The 17,893-nt window shown below is 49.4% G+C and carries 17 protein-coding genes and 1 pseudogene; 6 read left to right on the top strand and 12 right to left on the bottom strand.

The annotated features are described in order from the left end of the window. Positions 1 to 4: 4 nt before the first annotated feature. The 7 genes from D9597_RS00655 to D9597_RS00625 form a co-directional block, all read right to left on the bottom strand. On the bottom strand, positions 5 to 1,300 hold the full coding sequence (locus D9597_RS00655) for a DNA-processing protein DprA (protein WP_130221368.1): 1,296 nt from the start codon (positions 1,298 to 1,300) through the stop codon (positions 5 to 7). Next, on the bottom strand, positions 1,207 to 3,303 hold the full coding sequence (locus tag D9597_RS00650; protein WP_130221367.1) for a RecQ family ATP-dependent DNA helicase: 2,097 nt from the start codon (positions 3,301 to 3,303) through the stop codon (positions 1,207 to 1,209). The genes D9597_RS00655 and D9597_RS00650 overlap by 94 nt, the downstream gene beginning before the upstream one ends. A 139-nt stretch (positions 3,304 to 3,442) precedes the next feature. Continuing rightward, positions 3,443 to 4,783, bottom strand: coding sequence for a gluconate transporter (gene gntU / locus D9597_RS00645; protein ID WP_039072112.1), 1,341 nt, complete (start codon positions 4,781 to 4,783; stop codon positions 3,443 to 3,445). Between the two features lie 3 nt (positions 4,784 to 4,786). After that, positions 4,787 to 5,314 carry a gluconokinase gene (gntK, locus tag D9597_RS00640; protein ID WP_000108330.1) on the bottom strand — a complete coding sequence of 176 codons (528 nt, stop codon included), beginning with the start codon at positions 5,312 to 5,314 and terminating at the stop codon, positions 4,787 to 4,789. Between the two features lie 138 nt (positions 5,315 to 5,452). Then, on the bottom strand, positions 5,453 to 6,448 hold the full coding sequence (gene gntR, locus D9597_RS00635; protein WP_130209047.1) for a gluconate operon transcriptional repressor GntR: 996 nt from the start codon (positions 6,446 to 6,448) through the stop codon (positions 5,453 to 5,455). A 93-nt stretch (positions 6,449 to 6,541) separates the two neighbouring features. Beyond that, positions 6,542 to 7,237 carry a quercetin 2,3-dioxygenase gene (yhhW, locus tag D9597_RS00630; RefSeq protein ID WP_130209049.1) on the bottom strand — a complete coding sequence of 232 codons (696 nt, stop codon included), beginning with the start codon at positions 7,235 to 7,237 and terminating at the stop codon, positions 6,542 to 6,544. Positions 7,238 to 7,359: 122 nt separating this feature from the next. Then, positions 7,360 to 8,397, bottom strand: a complete 1,038-nt coding sequence (locus D9597_RS00625; RefSeq protein ID WP_130221366.1) for an oxidoreductase — start codon at positions 8,395 to 8,397, stop codon at positions 7,360 to 7,362. Between the two features lie 475 nt (positions 8,398 to 8,872). Between D9597_RS00625 and yhhY the strand changes: the two genes are divergently transcribed. The 5 genes and pseudogenes from yhhY to D9597_RS00600 all read left to right on the top strand — a co-directional run bounded on the left by yhhY (position 8,873) and on the right by D9597_RS00600 (position 12,006). After that, on the top strand, positions 8,873 to 9,361 hold the full coding sequence (yhhY, locus tag D9597_RS00615; protein WP_130221364.1) for an N-acetyltransferase: 489 nt from the start codon (positions 8,873 to 8,875) through the stop codon (positions 9,359 to 9,361). Positions 9,362 to 9,596: 235 nt separating this feature from the next. Next, positions 9,597 to 10,775 (top strand): Hcp1 family type VI secretion system effector, encoded by a 1,179-nt coding sequence (locus D9597_RS00610; protein ID WP_130221363.1) that lies wholly within the window; start codon positions 9,597 to 9,599, stop codon positions 10,773 to 10,775. Continuing rightward, entirely contained in the window at positions 10,772 to 11,266 is a 495-nt protein-coding gene (gene yrhA / locus D9597_RS00605; RefSeq protein ID WP_130221362.1) for a protein YrhA, read from the top strand. Before D9597_RS00610 ends, yrhA begins: the two co-directional genes overlap by 4 nt. Before the next feature lie 63 nt (positions 11,267 to 11,329). Then, positions 11,330 to 11,477: pseudogene (locus D9597_RS23470) on the top strand (hypothetical protein); the annotation flags it as partial. A gap of 244 nt (positions 11,478 to 11,721) precedes the next feature. Then, positions 11,722 to 12,006, top strand: a complete 285-nt coding sequence (locus D9597_RS00600; RefSeq protein WP_000634159.1) for a YrhB family protein — start codon at positions 11,722 to 11,724, stop codon at positions 12,004 to 12,006. A 37-nt stretch (positions 12,007 to 12,043) separates the two neighbouring features. Here D9597_RS00600 and ggt read toward each other — a convergent pair whose 3' ends face one another. Next, the gene (ggt, locus tag D9597_RS00595; protein WP_130221361.1) at positions 12,044 to 13,777 is read right to left on the bottom strand and encodes a gamma-glutamyltransferase; all 1,734 of its coding nucleotides are present in this window, start codon (positions 13,775 to 13,777) and stop codon (positions 12,044 to 12,046) included. Between the two features lie 120 nt (positions 13,778 to 13,897). Between ggt and D9597_RS00590 the strand changes: the two genes are divergently transcribed. After that, positions 13,898 to 14,338, top strand: coding sequence for a DUF2756 family protein (locus D9597_RS00590; protein WP_130209058.1), 441 nt, complete (start codon positions 13,898 to 13,900; stop codon positions 14,336 to 14,338). On the opposite strand, the gene ugpQ is transcribed toward D9597_RS00590, so the two are convergent. Genes ugpQ through ugpA form a run of 4 tightly spaced genes read right to left on the bottom strand, consistent with a single transcriptional unit; the run spans position 14,325 to position 17,866 of the window. Then, positions 14,325 to 15,068: a glycerophosphodiester phosphodiesterase gene (gene ugpQ, locus D9597_RS00585; RefSeq protein WP_130221360.1), complete on the bottom strand. Its 744-nt coding sequence runs from the start codon at positions 15,066 to 15,068 to the stop codon at positions 14,325 to 14,327. The genes D9597_RS00590 and ugpQ overlap by 14 nt on opposite strands. Then, complete coding sequence (gene ugpC / locus D9597_RS00580; protein ID WP_130221359.1) at positions 15,065 to 16,135, bottom strand: sn-glycerol 3-phosphate ABC transporter ATP binding protein UgpC; 1,071 nt, start codon at positions 16,133 to 16,135, stop codon at positions 15,065 to 15,067. The genes ugpQ and ugpC overlap by 4 nt, the downstream gene beginning before the upstream one ends. 1 nt (position 16,136) lies before the next feature. Then, positions 16,137 to 16,982, bottom strand: a complete 846-nt coding sequence (gene ugpE, locus D9597_RS00575; protein ID WP_000572183.1) for a sn-glycerol-3-phosphate ABC transporter permease UgpE — start codon at positions 16,980 to 16,982, stop codon at positions 16,137 to 16,139. Then, positions 16,979 to 17,866 (bottom strand): sn-glycerol-3-phosphate ABC transporter permease UgpA, encoded by an 888-nt coding sequence (gene ugpA / locus D9597_RS00570; RefSeq protein ID WP_000099289.1) that lies wholly within the window; start codon positions 17,864 to 17,866, stop codon positions 16,979 to 16,981. The genes ugpE and ugpA overlap by 4 nt, the downstream gene beginning before the upstream one ends. Positions 17,867 to 17,893: the final 27 nt, after the last annotated feature.

Below are 17,893 nucleotides of genomic sequence, written 5' to 3'. Positions count from 1 at the left end.
TTTATTACCTGAACTGATAATGACCTTCGCCCAATCGGATAACCCTTCCCTCTTCTTCTGCGCGATTCAGCCATACACTAGCTTGTTCGATGGTTAAACCAGTACAAGACGCCAGCCTTTCAATACTTATCGATTCCTTTGCAAGGATCGCCAGTTCCGCTACAAAGAGTTGATAAAAATCGACAGGCGTATGCGCAGGCATTACTGCATAATTTGCGTCATCTTCATGCAGCGAAAACAGTTCTGGTTGAGCGTTACGGAATGCTCTGTCATACATCTGCCCAGGAACGTCTGGCAGTCTGATCGTCACATTTTCAGCCTGTTCAGCACTCCATGACGCCCCATTTTCTACTAATCGTGAATTGGCTGATTGCACATCCTGATTTGGTTTAACCAGGACAGGCAGCCACTGATGTTTTAATGCCTCCATCGCCCCAGTTATCGTTCCACCGGTCATTCCCGCACGTACAACCATTGCGCTTTCAGCAAGGCAATAAACATATTTATTCCGCGCCATCGCATTGCCGACAGTGAAACGTACCTCTGGGTAAAACGGCGAAATCAACACCAGGTTGCCTGCTATAAGCCCTTCACGCCATTTCACTAACGTGCTCGTTTTTAACAAGCTATCAGCTAATACGCCAACGGCAGTTCCCCCGGCCTCTAGTGCCGACGCCATTGCACACTCATCAATACCTCGCGCACCACCAGAGATAACGCAAATCCCCTGTTGGGCCAGTTTCGCTGCCAGTTGTTGGGTATAGCGCAAATCGGCAGTCGGAGCATCTCGCGAGCCAACAATCGCCATACCTTCCGCTTGCAGTAATGCTTTATTCCCGCAGCCAAATAAAACAGGAGGTGCATCCGTTCGCAATCGGTTTTTCAAGCGAACGGGATAATCGGCATCTCCTCGAGTTAAGATCCATAAACCGGCGCGTTGCCACTTATCTACCGCCAACGCCAGACTATGACCCCGCGCCAGCAAGCCAAGAATACGCTCCTGTGAAATACGCGGATCGCTCCAGCCTGTAAGTTTCTCTTGCGGTTGTGGCACCAGAAGATCGGCGGGACTGATACGTTGGTGCTTCAGCCATAATGCAAACTTCCCCCATTCACTATTGCTAAGAGGTTTATGCTCACTCGCCACCGCGCGAGAAAAATCGCTGGTTAGCAGGAGAGTCGCTTGTGCATTGGCTGAAAGATTCATCAATTTTTTACCGAGGTAGAAGCAAGGGCAAGAGGATAAACCGTCGGGCAACCTGCCTGGCGTAACAGTGCTGTCAGAACTGTCAGCGTCCATGCAGAATCCACGATATCGTCAACCAGCAACGCCGGACCTGGCATCAAAGGAGGGGTAATCACAAACGCCCCGTCGAGATTTTGACACTGGTGAAAACGGTTTTGCTGCATTTTCTGCGGTGGATTGTCCACGACTTTTCCAATGGCATCAATAAAAGGTAAGCCTAGTTTCGCCGCCAGTCGCCGGGCAAAATCAGGAACCAGGTCGAGGTGCCTTAATGAAGGAACGCAGCATACCCAGGTTGGTTCAGGATGCGGATTCCAGCGTTGGCGAACCATTTCCGCACATGCCTCCACCAGCTCATCACTGAAGCGCCCCATTTTTTTCTCCTGTGCTACCTGCTTTCCCCACCCGGAATCGCCCCAACGAGAAAGGACTCGCCCCGTAGATCCTTGTAAACCCGCAGGCAAGTTCCCTTTAAATCCGTATTGCGTAAAAGCCCCAGCTGCCACCTGTTTATTGAGATTTAATGGCAGGTCAGCGTGTTTAATAAATAAATTTGCCGCATGGAGTAAGCTGCTATCAATGTCGGGCGACAACAACGGATGCTGAAGACAACTGCTACATTTACCACAACGTTCGGCACTTGGCTCATCGAGTGCGCGGCGCAGAAATTGCATTTTGCACTCCTTGGTCGTGATATAGCTTTCAACGTCTTCCAGCTCACTTTTTCTCTGATTCATCAAATGGTTAATTCGTTCATGGTCAGGAGAAAAACTGACAATTGTTCTGCGCCATAATTTCTCGGTATACACCACAGGCGATGGATTTTCAGCTACCAGTAACTTCAGTGCTTTTTCTATTTGCCCATAACGAAGATTCGTCCGTTGTTCAATGCCTCGTAGGGTAAGACCGTCATTCTCGCTAAGTACGTTGAGTATTTCATGAATTTGCGCCTCCGCAGGAAAGGCGCTTTCACGGAAGAATTTATGAATAGCGCGGTCTTCACTGCCACAAAGCAGTATGCCAACAGCAGAATCGATACCGCGACCGGCACGCCCCACCTGTTGGTAGTAACCAACTATCGAACCTGGCATCTGGTAATGAATAACAAACCCCAAATCCGGTTTGTCAAAGCCCATTCCCAGCGCCGTCGTCGCGACCAGAACTTTAATTTTATTTGCCAGCAGTGCCTGCTCCAGATATTCCCTGGCAGTATTAGAATCTTCCGCGCCTTCACAAGTCACGCCACTGTAGTAAGCAAATGCACTGATACCATTTTTCCTTAACCACTCGGCGACAAGTTCGGCATCGCGAGTAGTCAGGGTATAAACAATTCCCGATTTGGAAAACTGAGGGATAACCGTTGCTAACCATGCCAGACGGGATGACTGTTCACCTAAGACTAAGGCATCAAGCGCCAAACTTTCGCGAGCCAGCGTTCCACGCTGAATCACAATGTCACCCAATTGCTGACGGATATCCTCAACGACACGGTTATTCGCTGTCGCGGTTGTACCCAGAACAGGGGTATTCGCAGGCAGTTGGCGCAAAATATCTAATATACGTCGGTAATCCGGGCGAAAATCGTGGCCCCAATCAGAGATGCAGTGCGCCTCGTCGACCACAAGCAAGCCAATACGATCGGCTATAGGATATAAAACCGTTTCGATAAAGTCCTGGTTTGCCAAACGTTCCGGGGAAACCAGCAAGCAATCGACCTCACCTTGCAGCAACTTATCGCTAATGCGCTGCCATTCTTCTCTGTTTGTAGAATTCAACGTTTCAGCCGTAATACCTAACCGTTCAGCGGCGGCAACCTGGTTACGCATCAGGGCAAGCAAAGGAGAGATGATAATTGTCGGGCCAACGCCGCGATCGCGGAAGATTTTACTGGCGATGAAGTACACGGCACTTTTCCCCCAGCCAGTGCGTTGGACAACCAGCAGTTTTCGCCGTTGGTTCACCACCGCGTCTATGGCTTCCCATTGCCCTTCCCTGAAAGTAGCGGTGGTATTTCCTAACATCCGCTTTAAAAGCAATTCAGCTCCGTGCTTTTCCATCTTTATCTCCTGCAATCTTTAGGCAGTGATTAGAACGGATTATTAGCAGGTAAATTTGCGAGAGAGATCAAAAAGATGAAGAGGGGAGAAAAGAGAAATGAATTACTGCGAGCAAGCTCGCAGTAATTTGTCGCAGTAATTAACTCAACAGCTGGAACGCAATCATCCCGACGATGGCACCGACAGTGCCGAGGATGGTTTCCATCATGGTCCAGGTTTTCAGCGTTTCGGCTTCGGTCGCACCGGTAAATTTACCGAACAACCAAAAACCAGCGTCGTTAACGTGGCTGACGACAATCGAACCACCAGCGATACAAATCGACAGTGCCGCCATTTGCGCACCGGAGTAGTTCAGTTGTTCAATGACCGGCATCACCAGCCCCACCGCCGTTAAACAGGCAACGGTGGCAGACCCCTGAATGATGCGCACTGCAGCTGCCAGCACGAAGCAGGTGATAGCAATCGGCAGGCCCATGCCGGTTAATGCTTCGCCCAGCGCCGGACCTACGCCAGAGTCAACCAGCACCTGTTTGAACACGCCGCCTGCACCAATCACCAGCAGAATAATTCCCGCTGGTTGTAGCGCGTGACCGCAAATCTCCATCACTTTGTCTTTTGGCATGCCCTGACGCATTGCCAGGCCATAAATCGCTACCAGACAAGCAACCAGAATCGCAGTAAACGGATGACCGATAAACTCAAACCATTCGTAATCAGTTGATCCTTCTGGTACAAAACGCGCAGCAATGGTTTTAAGACCTACCAGCACCAGCGGCAGCAGGATCAGCGACAGGCTGAATCCAAAAGACGGCATTTTGCCTTCGCCGAGATGCGGTTCGCTGATGTCGTCAGGAATATGCAGCTCCACGTAACGGCTGATGAAATTGCCCCACAGCGGCCCGGCAATAATCATCCCCGGAATTGCCGCACACAGGCCAATCAGGATCATCCAGCCAAAGTCGGCATTCATCTGCGATGCCAGCAGCATCGGCGCTGGTCCAGGCACCAGGAACGCAGCCGCTGCTGCCACGCCTGCGAATAATGGGATTACCAGTTTCACCAGGTTCGTGCCGGTGTGGCGCGCCATCGAGAAAGCAACGCTAATCAGCAGAACAATCGCCACTTCAAAGAACAGCGGTAGCGCGCAGACCAGCCCCGCAAGGCCGATGGCATAATGCGCGCGGCTGTGACCGAAGGATTTGAGCATTTTGACGGCAATCTGATCGACTGCGCCGGTTTCATGTAAGATCTTGCCAAACATGGCTCCCAGGGCGACAACCACCGCCAGGAAGCCGAGGGTGCCTCCCATCCCTTTTTCCATCGTCGCTGCGATTTTATCGAGCGGCATACCGGAAAAAAGGCCAGCCCCCATAGACACCACCATCAAAGCCAGGAAAGCGTGCATACGCGCCTTCATGACTAAAAACAGCAGCAGTAAAACAGACCCTACTGCTGTTAAAACAAGCGTTAATGTAGTCACTACTTATTTGCCTTTTTTAATAACCTCAATGGTGCTTGCCACAACACCTTCCAGCGGTTGATCGATATCCACCACCAGTACATCGGTTTCGTCCGCACCCGGCTCCTGCAGCGTTTCAAACTGCGTCACCAACATTTGGGTTTTAAAGAAATGGCCTTTGCGCGCTTTCAGGCGGCTTTCAATCACATCAAAATCGCCTTTCAGGTAGATGAAAGAGAGATTCGGATTACCTTCACGCAGCAGGTCGCGATAGTGTTTTTTCAGTGCAGAGCAGACGATCAGCGACACTTTATTGGTACGCTGCATGGCAAACGCGGCGTCGTTCAGCGCCTGCAACCACGGTTTGCGATCGTCGTCATTCAGCGGTTCACCAGACGCCATTTTTTCGATATTGCGGCGCGGATGGAGGAAATCGCCATCAAGAAACGCGGCATGAAGTTGATGCGCCACTTCACTGGCGACCGCAGATTTGCCGCTGCCCGATACGCCCATTAAGACGTAAATGTGGTGATCATGATTAGTCGTGCTCAAAGTGGTGCCCCCACAGTACAAGAATTAAGAATGTTACGGGTAACTGTTATCGGTAACATTCTCCAGCCGGACAAAAACAGAAGCAATATCCATCCGTGCCTTAAGTGTATAAGTGTGAGCTACTTCAAATTTGTAGGCTTAAATAGATCCACCCGGTGACAAGGTGAAACCTAAATCTAACATTTTCGGCGTCACCGCTTCGCCACGAATACGCGCCAGCAGGCGTTCAGCGCCAATGCTGCCCATCCGCTCACGCGGCGTCAGCACACTTGCCAGCCGTGGCTCCATCACCTGGCCGATGTCATGACCGTGGAAACCGGCAATCGCCATATCGTCAGGAACTTTCAACCCCAGACGCTGACATTCAAACGCCGCGCCGACCGCCAGGTCATCGTTGGTACAGAACACGCCATCCAACTGTGGATATTCCCGCCGCGCCTGACGAATCAGTTCAATACCGGAAGAGTAAGAAGAAGATTGTTCAACCATCACGCTATATGGCACCAGGCCTGCATCCAGCATCGCCTGCTCATATCCCTTCTGTTTGATGATAGTACGTTCGTCGAGACGTGCGCCGAGATAAGCAATGTGTCGATGCCCGCGAGCAATAATGGCAGCAGTCATCTGGCGTGCCGCTTCAAAGTTATTAAAACCGACAGCGATATCGAGGCACGGCGACTGGCTGTCCATCAGCTCCACCACCGGAATACCCGCCACTTCAATCATCTTTAAGGTGCGTGGCGTGTGGGTACGTTCGGTAAGGATCAGGCCATCGATATTCCAGGAGAGCATCGATTCAAGGCGTTCTTGCTCCATTTCCGGTTTATAACCGTAGTGCGCCAGCATGGTTTGATAACCGTGCGCGTCGGTGACGCTTTCGATTCCGCGTAATACTTCCGCAAAAACCTGGTTGGTGAGAGAAGGTAACAGGACGCCAATCGCCCGGCTGGTGGCGTTAGAGAGGATATCGGGCGCACGATTGGGAATATAACCCAGTTCATCAAGAGCGGCGGCAATCTTGCCACGTAGAGCGACGGAAACTTGCTCCGGGTTACGCAAAAAACGGCTGACCGTCATTTTGGTCACGCCTACACGGTCAGCCACATCCTGAAGTACGGGTCTTTTCTTTTTCATCGTCCTGAAAGGTACAAAAGGGATAGATTCCTTTAGTTTACCACGGACGCATCACAACCTTCCTGATTCCTCAGGAAGGTTTGTGAGATAAATTTAGACTGGCGGTAAATCGAACAGCAGAATTTCACTGTCGCTATCAGCGTGGACGGAAATCGCCTGCTCATCCCAAATCGCCAGACCATCGCTGGTCGAGGCTTTTACGCCGTTAATAGTGACATTACCTTTCACCACCTGGATCCAGACGCGGCGTTCAGCGGCAATCTGATGTATCGACTGCTCATCTTTTACCAGCGCCCAGCGGTACAGTTCCATATCCTGATACACTTTCAGCGAACCGTCACGCGCATCCGGCGAGAGCACCAGTTGTTTACCCTGCACGGCATCGAAGCGACGCTGTTCATAACGCGGCGTAATGCCGTTTTCTTCCGGCATGATCCAGATCTGATACAGATGCAGACGCTCGGTGCTGCTTGGGTTGTACTCTGAGTGACGAATACCCGTACCCGCACTCATAATCTGGAACTCGCCCGCCGGAACCTGTTCTTTATTGCCCATGCTGTCCTGGTGCTCAACAGTACCTTCCAGCACGTAGGTCAAAATTTCCATATCTTTATGCGGGTGAGTGCCGAAGCCCTGCCCTGCTTCAATCACGTCGTCGTTAATCACGCGCAGCGCGGAGAAGCCCATAAAGTTCGGATCATAATAGTTGGCAAAAGAGAAAGTATGCCAGGAGTCCAGCCAGCCATGATTTGCATGACCGCGTTCATTTGCTTTGCGTAAGTAGATCATTTGTATTCGCCCCCTGAATGATTTCGATGGGCTTAGTGTGGACCCGATCTGCCTGGGATGATAGAGGGTGAAAATTGACCCATCTGTTCAAAAAAATTGAACTATTCGAGGGGCCATCAAACTTACTTCTCGAGAGTCACTGTGGAGGGAGAGGCTTGTTCAAAACCGCGTTCAAGGATTTCCAGATTGGTAAGAACTTCAGATTCCTTGACGTAATTTGGCGCACCGCTGGTGATGGTTTGGTACAACGCATCATACACACGTCCATAGTCGCCCATCTCCGGCTTCATCTCTTCTCTGACCGTCACGCCCTCGTCATTGACATACTCCAGCACACCGACCGAATCATCCGCCGCAAATCCAGGTTCGCCCGGCATAATATTAGCCTTCAGGCTGGTTTCCTGCTGGTCGATGCCGTATTTAATAAATGTACCTTTCTTACCGTGAACGATAAATTTCGGATAATCGATTTTCACCAGATGACTGGTTTTAACGATCGCTTTCAGGTCGCCATAAAACAGCTGCGCTTCAAAGGTATCGTCAGGATTGGCTTTATTACGCAGGCTGCGGATGTCATAAGCGACGTGATCCGGGCGACCAAACAGCGAGATAACCTGGTCCAGGGTATGCACACCAAGCCCATAGAACGCGCCATCCTGCGGCAGTCCAGGTTTGGTTTCTGCCACCGGGCGGTAATAGTCAAAATGGCTTTCCACTTCGACAATCTCTCCTAGCTTGCCGCTTTCAATCGCTTTTTTCGCCGTCAGGAAGCAGGAATCAAAGCGACGATTCTGATACGGCGTGACGGTCAGCCCTTTACTTTTCGCCAGCGCAAACAGCTCTTTCGCCTGCGCAAGCGTCGGGGTGAACGGTTTTTCGACCAGTACATTTTTCCCGGCTTCCAGTGCGCGCTTCGCGTACTCGAAGTGGCTGTCCGCGTGGGTGCAGACGACAACCAGCTTAACATCGGGATCGTTTAACACTTCGTCGAGATCGCTGGTGAAATGGATATGAGAGTCAATGGGAGCTTGTTCTTCCGGCTTTGCATGGCGGCGAAAAATATGCGCGACATGCCAGCTATCCTTGCGGTTAAGTACATACGGCAGATGGTAACGGGTGGTGCTTTTGCCGAAGCCAATAAAGGCGCAGTTGATGACCATAATTTCGTCCTTTTTAAGGTGGTTATTTACACCTTAGCGCAAAGCGGACGTGGTTCCTATGCCTGGGCTTCAGTACGTCAGATTGTTGGCAAAGTGCACTTTATTCATGCCGGATGCGACGTGAACGCCTTACCCTGCCTACACAAAATGGCATCGGTTTGTAGGCCTGATAAGCGTAGCGCATCAGGCAATTTTGCATTTGTCTCAACACGAGGAACACTTCCCGTGGACAAAATGGCAAACAAACCAGTACGAAAGAAAAAAAAAAGCCAGCACCCGGCTGGCTAAGTAATACTGGAAGCAATGTGAGCAATGTCGTGCTTTCAGGTTCTCCGCGAGGGTCTTCCTGAATGCGAGACAATAATAATCATTCTCATTTGCACTTGTCCAACACTTTTTGCAAAAAAATCCATTTGACTCGTATTTGAAAGTCAATGATGTTGAAAGGGACATTTACCCTAAAGAGGACAGAGGAATGAGTGAGATAGTAATACGCCACGCAGAAACGCGCGATTATGAGGCCATTCGGCATATCCACGCCCAGCCGGAGGTGTATTACAACACACTACAGGTGCCTCATCCGTCAGAGCCAATGTGGCAGGAGCGACTCACCGCTCGCCCCGGCATCAAGCAACTCGTCGCCTGTATTGATGGAACTGTAGTAGGTCATCTCACCATTGATGTACAGCAACGCCCACGCCGCAGTCATGTTGCCGATTTTGGTATCTGTGTCGACGCCCGCTGGAAGAATCGCGGTGTCGCCAGCACCCTGATACGAGAGATGATTGAAATGTGCGACAACTGGTTGCGGGTAGATCGTATTGAACTAACGGTGTTCGTCGATAACGCGCCAGCAATTAAGGTCTATAAAAAATTCGGCTTTGAGATTGAAGGGACCGGCAAGAAGTACGCATTGCGTAATGGTGAATATGTTGATGCGTATTATATGGCGCGGGTGAAGTAAGATAGTGCCCTTTTTCTGAGATGGAAAAAGGGTGTCATTCAAAATCGGCATACCTTCCTTTAATGTATTTATTTTCCCAATAAGTATATTGAGATTCACCTCATAATTAATTCCTAAAGTGTAATATTTTATTTTTAATATATACGTCTACAATTTCCTGGAGTAAATAAATAACAATTAACAAGCATAATAGTGCCATTAATAAAATAGCATGCCATAAAAGGAGTTTTCAGGGATGAATAATATTGTTTACCTGACAGTAACGGGAGAACAACAAGGAAGCATCTCCGCAGGTTGTGGGACTACTGAATCTATAGGTAATCGCTGGCAGAGCGGGCATGAGAATGAAATATTTACATTCTCACTCGCAAATAGCATTACTAATACGGGGCTTGGTTCACAGTTACAGGGCATGACATTTTGTAAATTAATTGATAAAAGCACTCCATTACTTATTAATTCCATTAACAATAATGAACAATTATTTATGGAATTTGACTTTTATAGAATCAATAGATTTGGTAGATGGGAAAAGTATTATTATATACAACTAAGAGGCGCTTTTTTATCGGCTATTCATCATCAGATCATTGAAAATCAATTGGATACAGAAACAATAACTGTTAGTTATGAATTCATCCTCTGTCAACATCTTATCGCAAATACCGAGTTCAGCTATTTGGCACTCCCTGAAAATTATAACCGTTTGTTTTTACCAAATTCAAAAAACCAAACAAATAATAGTTTCAAAACGTTAAACAGCAAAGCTGTTGGCAGGCTACTTGCTGCTGGTGGCGTATACAATGGGAACATTGAAGGATTCAGAGATACTGCGGAAAAACTGGGTGGAGATGCAATCAAAGGCTATGACCAAATACTAAATGAAAAAACAGCGGGCATAGCGATAGCAACAGCATCTATTCTTTTAACAAAGCGTTATAATGTTGATACATATACAGAAATAAATAGTTACTTAGGCAAACTTAGAGGTCAACAAAAACTTCTTGATGGTATAGACATAATAGAAATAATATACATTAAGAGACCTTCAAAAGACTTAGCTAACTTACGAAAGGAGTTTAATAAAACTGTAAGAAAAAATTTTCTTATCAAACTTGCAAAAACCTCCGAAGCATCTGGAAGATTCAACGCCGAAGACCTTTTAAGAATGAGAAAGGGCAACGTTCCTCTAAATTATAATGTTCACCATAAACTATCTCTAGATGATGGTGGTACTAATGATTTGGAAAATTTAGTATTAATCGAAAACGAACCATATCATAAAGTTTTTACTAACATGCAATCACGAATAGCTAAGGGAATATTAGTGGGTGAAAGCAAAATCACTCCCTGGGCCATTCCATCTGGCTCAATTTATCCTCCCATGAAAAATATTATGGAACCCACAAAATGATGATTAAAACCCAAATAAATAAATTAAAAAAAATGATGAATGATTTAGACTATCCATTTGAGGCACCGCTCAAGGAATCATTTATTGAAAGTATAATCCAAATGGAATTTAATTCTTATTCAACTAATTGCCTGGAGAAATTATGTAATGAAGTTATGATTCTTTTTAATAACCAACCTGATTATCTTACTTTTTTAAGAGCAATGGATGGATTCGAAGCTAATGGATTACGATTATTTAGTCTCTCGATTCCAGAACCTTCAGTTAAAAACCTTTTTGCCGTAAATGAATTTTATAGAGATAATGATGATTTCATAAATCCTGACTTACAAGAACGGTTAGTGATCGGGGATGATAGCATTTCAATATTTACTTATGACATTAAAAGTAACTTTTTTGAAATTAGAGATAATATTGGCACAGAAAATATATTCAGTTCGTTTAGTGATTTCTCTTCATTCCTAAACGAAATCATGGACAGTTGTTCATAATAATCAAAAGGTAACTAAAATAATTGTAAACCATACCATCTTTTTAGAGATTACCAGCAGTAAATTTCTTGTTCGAAATTTAGTAATGCAAGCTATGAAAAAAAACTTACAACGGAACTACACTCCTTAAATGAGATGGACCGAAGACATGTAGTCGCTATTTTAGCCGAAATAGCTAATGGTTATGATTATTTTAGTGACATTGTTTATTTAGTTAGAATTTTACCCGAATAATTAGATTCTGATAACTTAAATGAAAAAAAAACCCGTTCGACTTTCTGAAAAAGAAATCTCAAAAGATTAGCAGGAACTTATTTCGTGACTATATCTTATCCGATGAACTTTTTTTCAAAACTAGCATTTAATAATATCTTTGACGAAGATGAACGCGTCTTTGCTCAATGTATAACGCAGGAATAATAATATAACACTCAATAATAATATTTATTATAATTATGATTACTTATCACGACGCATTCGCGAAAGCGAACCATTACCTTGATGATGCAGATCTCCCTGTCGTCATCACTCTGCATGGACGTTTTAGCCAGGGCTGGTATTTCTGTTTCGAAGCACGAGAATTTCTCGAAACTGGTGATGAGGCCGCGCGCTTAGCTGGTAACGCACCTTTTATTATTGATAAAGACAGTGGTGAAATTCATTCTCTGGGAACGGCAAAGCCGCTGGAAGAATATCTACAGGATTACGAAATAAAAAAAGCTACCTTCGGCTTGCCCTGACAATACGGCCCTCTTCCCACGAAGAGGGCCGCTAACCTTAATACCCCGCCGTTAAATCATCCACCGAGCGTGGGTCGGATGCGCCGTACAACTCACCGTCAGGCCCAACCATAATGCTTTGTGTACTGCCCATCGCCTCTTTCAGCGCCACTTTCTGACCTTTTGCTTCCAGCAGCTTGATCGTATCCGGGCTAAATCCTTTCTCGACACGCAGCTCGTCCGGCAACCACTGATGGTGGAAACGCGGCGCATTGGTCGCTTCGGCGACGTTCATCCCATAATCGATGCTATTTACCACCATTTGCAGCACAGTGGTGATAATCCGGCTACCGCCAGGACTACCAGTCACCAGCCAGGTTTTACCGTCTTTCACCACAATAGTCGGCGACATCGACGACAGCGGACGTTTGTTCGGCCCGACGGCGTTGGCATCACCGCCCACCAGCCCGTAAACGTTCGGTACGCCCGGTTTGGCGGAGAAATCATCCATCTGGTTATTGAGCAAAATACCGCTCTCGCCTGCGACAATACCCGTACCGAAGGTGGTGTTCAGCGTATAGGTCACCGCTACCGCGTTACCGTCTTTATCCACCACTGAGTAATGGGTAGTTTGATTACTCTCATAAGGCGCAAGCTTGCCTGGGCGAATTTCGCTGGATGGCTTCGCTTTATTGATATCGATTTGCTCGGCAATGGATTTGGCATAGGCTTTATTGGTCAGCGCCTGCCACGGGACTTTGACAAAATCCGGGTCGCCAAGATATTCCGAGCGGTCGGCGTAGGCATATTTCTCGGCCTCTGCCATGATTTGCATCGCATCGGCGCTGCCAAAGCCGTACTTCTGCATATCGAAGTTTTCCAGAATATTGAGGATTTGTACGATATGAATACCGCCGGAAGATGGCGGTGGCATGGAGTAAACCTGATACCCGCGATAATCGCCGCTTATCGGCGTGCGTTCGACCGCTTTATACGCCGCTAAATCTTCTTTCGTGATCAAGCCACCGTTTTTCTGCATCTCCTGGGCAATCTGTTCCGCTATCTTGCCTTTGTAGAATTCATCCGGGCCGTTTTCAGCAATCATCTCCAGGCTCTTTGCCAGGTTCGCCTGCACCAGCTTGTCGCCCTTTTTCAGCGGCTCGCCCTCTTTCCAGAAGATAGCTTTACTGTTTTCGTGATTCGGCAACACTTCGCTACCGTAGGTTTTGAGATCGTCTGCCAGCGCGTCGTTAACGATAAAACCATCGCGTGCCAGTTTAAACGCTGGCTGCACCACTTTGTTCAACGGCATGGTGCCGTATTTATCCAACGCCAGCGAGAAACCTGCTACCGTACCGGGCGTGCCGGAAGCCAGATGCGAAGTGAGTGATTTTTTGCTGTCCGGGTTGCCCTGATCATCAAGGAACATATCGCGGGTCGCTTTGGCCGGCGCCATTTCGCGGAAATCGATAGCCGTGGTATTGCCATTTTTCGAGCGGATTAACATAAAACCACCGCCGCCCAGATTCCCCGCCTGCGGATGCGTTACCGCCAGCGCGTAGCCCACCGCCACGGCAGCATCAACGGCATTCCCGCCCTCCTTGAGGATATCCACCCCCACCTGAGTGGCAGTAGCATCTACAGACGCCACCATCCCCTGCTTTGTGCGTACCGGATGGAAGATATCTTCCTCCACACCATAAGAAACAGGTGGCGCGGCTGCCGCACTAAAACAACATCCTGAAAGCAAAGCTGCAATCGCCGCCCGGCGTAAAAACGTCGGTTTTATCATCGTTATTCTCCAGTTATGTGTGGGGCAACCCCAGCTAAGCCTGGTATATAACTCTGAATTAATCATCGTTTTGCCGGGAAGCGAGTAAACTTAAAGGATATCTTCAGAGGAGGATACGCGATGAAACGACTTCTGCTTTTGACGGCACTCCTGCCGTTTGTCGGCTTTGCACAGCCCATTAATACTCTGAATAATCCTAACCAGCCGGGGTATCAGATCCCCAGCCAGCAGCGGATGCAAACTCAAATGCAGACTCAGCAAATCCAGCAAAAAGGGATGCTGAATCAGCAACTGAAAACTCAGACGCAATTACAACAGCAGCATTTAGAAAATCAGATTAACAGTAACTCGCAACGGGTATTGCAGTCGCAGCCGGGGGAGCTAAATCCCGCCCGGCAGCAAATGCTGCCCAACACCAACGGCGGGATGTTAAACAGTAACCATAATCCGGATAGTTCGCTAAATCAGCAGCATATGCTGCAAGAGAGGAAAAACGGCGACATGCTGAATCCGCCCAGCACGTCGCAGCCTGACATTCCGTTGAAAACTATTGGGCCGTAAAGTTCGGACCAATTACATCAATCGCATCGGTACAGATGCAATCCACGCCCCAGCGCAGCAACTCTGCCGCGCGCTGGGGTTTGTTGACGGTATACACCAGAATCCGCAGTCCGGCGTCTTTTAACTGCATCACTCGCGCTTTATCGAGCAACTTATGATTGAGATGAATAGAGACGCAGCCCAGCCGCGTGGTCAGTTCGCGCCAGTCGTCGCGCCACTCATCAAGCAACAAACCACGCGGCAGTTCCGGTGCCGCCAATTGTGCGGCTTCTAAAGCATCAATCTCAAACGATGACAGCAGCGGCGGCGTCATACCGGCCCACAGTTCGCGTGCCGCCAGCGCCACCATTTTGCCCGTTAATGGCCCGGTGCCAGTGGTGGGTTTGATTTCGATATTCGCCATCATCCCATGTTCGCGACAGCGTTCCGCCACCTGCGAAAGCAACGGCAGCGGCTCACCTTTAAACGCTTTGCTGTACCAACTGCCTGCATCCACGCGCAGTAAATCCTGCCAGTTTAGTTCGCCCGCAACGCCCCAACCGTTGCTGGTACGTTCGAGGTTGTCATCATGGAGCAGAAAGATCTCGCCATCTTTCGATAACTTCGCGTCAAATTCGATCATCTTATGACCGTATTTTGCCCCTACGTCGATTGCCGCCAGGGTGTTTTCCGGGGCCAACTTACCGCCGCCACGATGAGCGACGATGCGGGGATAAGGCCAGTTACTCATACTCGTTGTCCTGTTTCACCATCAAAAAGATGTAGCTGATTTTCCGGCAGATGCAGCCACAGCGTGCTGCCTGCCGTCGGGCGCTCCTGATGCGCCAGTCGCACCACCAGCTTCTGCTCGCCCCAGCGTCCGTGCGCCAGATTATCAGCGCCGAGGATCTCCAGCGTGTCCATCACCAGTGGCACGCCACCTTCTGCCTGCGAACTTAGCGCAATATGTTCCGGGCGGATACCGAGGGTCATTTTACGCCCGGCATACTGGCGATAGTAACCGTTTAGCGGCAGCACAATACCGCCGTCCAGTTCGAAATGCGTGCCTTCGTTATTCACGCGGCCAGCCAGCAGGTTCATCGCCGGACTGCCGATAAAGCTCGCCACAAACAGGCTGGCGGGCTTTTCGTACACTTCAACCGGTGTGCCAATCTGTTCGGCAACACCGCCGTTCATTACCATCACTCGCTGGGCGAGCGTCATCGCTTCAACCTGATCGTGAGTAACATAGAGTGAAGTCGTTTTCAGGCGACGGTGCAGTTGTTGTAGTTCAAGCCGCATCTGCACGCGCAGCTTGGCATCGAGGTTAGAGAGCGGTTCATCAAACAAGAACACCGCCGGCTCACGCACAATCGCGCGGCCCATCGCCACACGCTGGCGCTGACCGCCGGAAAGCTCGCGCGGGCGACGTTTGAGCAGGCCGTCCAGTTCCAGAATACGCGCCGCTTCTTTAACGCGCTCGGCAATTTGCTGCTTGCCCATGCCGCGGATTTTCAGCCCCCACGCCATGTTCTCCTCAACGCTCATATGCGGATAGAGCGCGTAGTTCTGGAATACCATCGCAATTCCGCGATCTTTCGGCTCCATTTCAGTGACACGCTTGCGGTCGATCCAGATATCGCCCGTCGTTACCCGCTCCAGTCCGGCCACCATTCGCAATAACGTCGATTTCCCGCAGCCAGACGGCCCGACCATCACGATAAATTCGCCATCCGCCACATCAAGGGTCAGCGGTTTAATGACCTGGGTTTTGCCATCCCAGCTTTTGGTTACTGCCTGTAATTTCAGTCCTGCCATCTTATTTCTCACTATCGACCAGGCCGCGCACAAAGGCACGCTGCATCACTAAAACAATCACTACTGGTGGGATCAGGGTTAACAACATCGCCGCCATCACCGAGTTCCATTCCGTTGTACCTTCGCCAGTGGCGATCATCCCTTTAATCCCTGCCACGGTGGTGCCGAGATCAACGTCGGTAATAATCAACAACGGCCACAAATACTGGTTCCAGCCGTAAATAAAGGTGATCACAAACAGCGCCGCCAGATTGGTTTTTGACAGCGGAAAAACGATGTCGCAAAAGAAACGCATTGGCGACGCGCCGTCGATCCGCGCCGCTTCCACCAGTTCATCCGGCAGCGTCATAAAGAACTGGCGGAAAAGAAACGTGGCGGTCGCCGAGGCCATCAGCGGCAGCGTTAAACCGGCGTAGCTGTCGAGCATCTTCAGGTTGGCGATGACTTCCACCGTCGGGAAGATACGCACTTCAACCGGCAACATCAGGGTGATAAAAATCATCCAGAAGAAGAGGTTACGTAGCGGAAAACGAAACCAGACAATGGCAAATGCCGAGAGCATCGAGACGGTAATTTTGCCGAGCGTAATGCTGAACGCCATCACAAAGCTGTTAAGCAACATCCGCCAGAACGGCGCGCTATTCGTGCCTACCCCGTTCACCCAGATGTTGTGGATGTTTTCCAGCAGATGCGTGCCGGGAATAAGCGTCATCGGCGCGGCGTAGACTTCTTGTTTATCCAGCGTCGCCGCGACAAACGCCACGTACAGTGGGAAGAGGATCACCGCGATCCCGAGGATCAGCATGGTATGGCTGAATATCGTCAGCCACGGACGGTTCTCAATCATTGGTAACGCACCTTGCTTTCAACATAGCGGAACTGCACCACCGTCAGCACGATGACGAGGAACATCAACACTACCGACTGCGCGGCAGACGAAGCCAGATCCAGTCCGGTAAAGCCTTCGCGGTAGATCTTATAAATCAGCGTCGTGGTAGCCTGAACCGGCCCGCCGGACGTGGCGGCGTCGATCACCGGGAAGGTGTCGAAGAAGGCATACACCAGGTTCACCACCAGCAGGAAGAAACTCACCGGGGCGATAAGCGGCAGCGCAATCTTAAAGAAGCGGCGAATAGGCCCTGCACCGTCGATAGCTGCGGCTTCAATCAACGAACGGGGAATGGATTGCAGCGCGGCATAGAAGAACAGGAAGTTGTAGCTGATTTGCTTCCACACCGAGGCAAACACCACCAAAAACATCGCCTGACCGCTGTTTTGCGCATGGTTCCAGTCGTAGCCGAACTCTGCGAGAAAATGAGTGATCAGCCCGCGACCGGGGTTAAACAGGAAGATCCACAATACGGCGGCAACGGCGGGAGCCACGGCATACGGCAGCAGCATTAAGGTTTGATAGAAACGGCTGCCGCGCACGATGTACTCCACCAGCGCCGCGAAGAACAGCGACACCAGCAAACCGCTGACGGTGACAAAGGTACTGAATTTTATCGTCGTCCAGAAGGAGTCGAGATAGTAGCTGTCATGGAACAGCGTGACGAAGTTATCCAGGCCGACAAACTGGCTGGAGAAACCAAACGGATCGACGCTTTGTAGCGAGTACCACAACGCTTCGCCCGCAGGCCAGATAAAAAAGATAACGGTGATGATGAGCTGCGGCGCGACCAGCAGATAAGGCAGCCAGCGCGAGCGGAACACCGGACGGGATGATGACATTACGGTTAATTCCTGAACTGTGCCGGA

Source organism: Escherichia sp. E13S3, from assembly GCF_004212325.1.
GTDB lineage: Bacteria > Pseudomonadota > Gammaproteobacteria > Enterobacterales > Enterobacteriaceae > Escherichia.
Note: the sequence above shows the minus strand (reverse complement) of the source record. Positions and strands in the feature narration are given on the sequence as shown.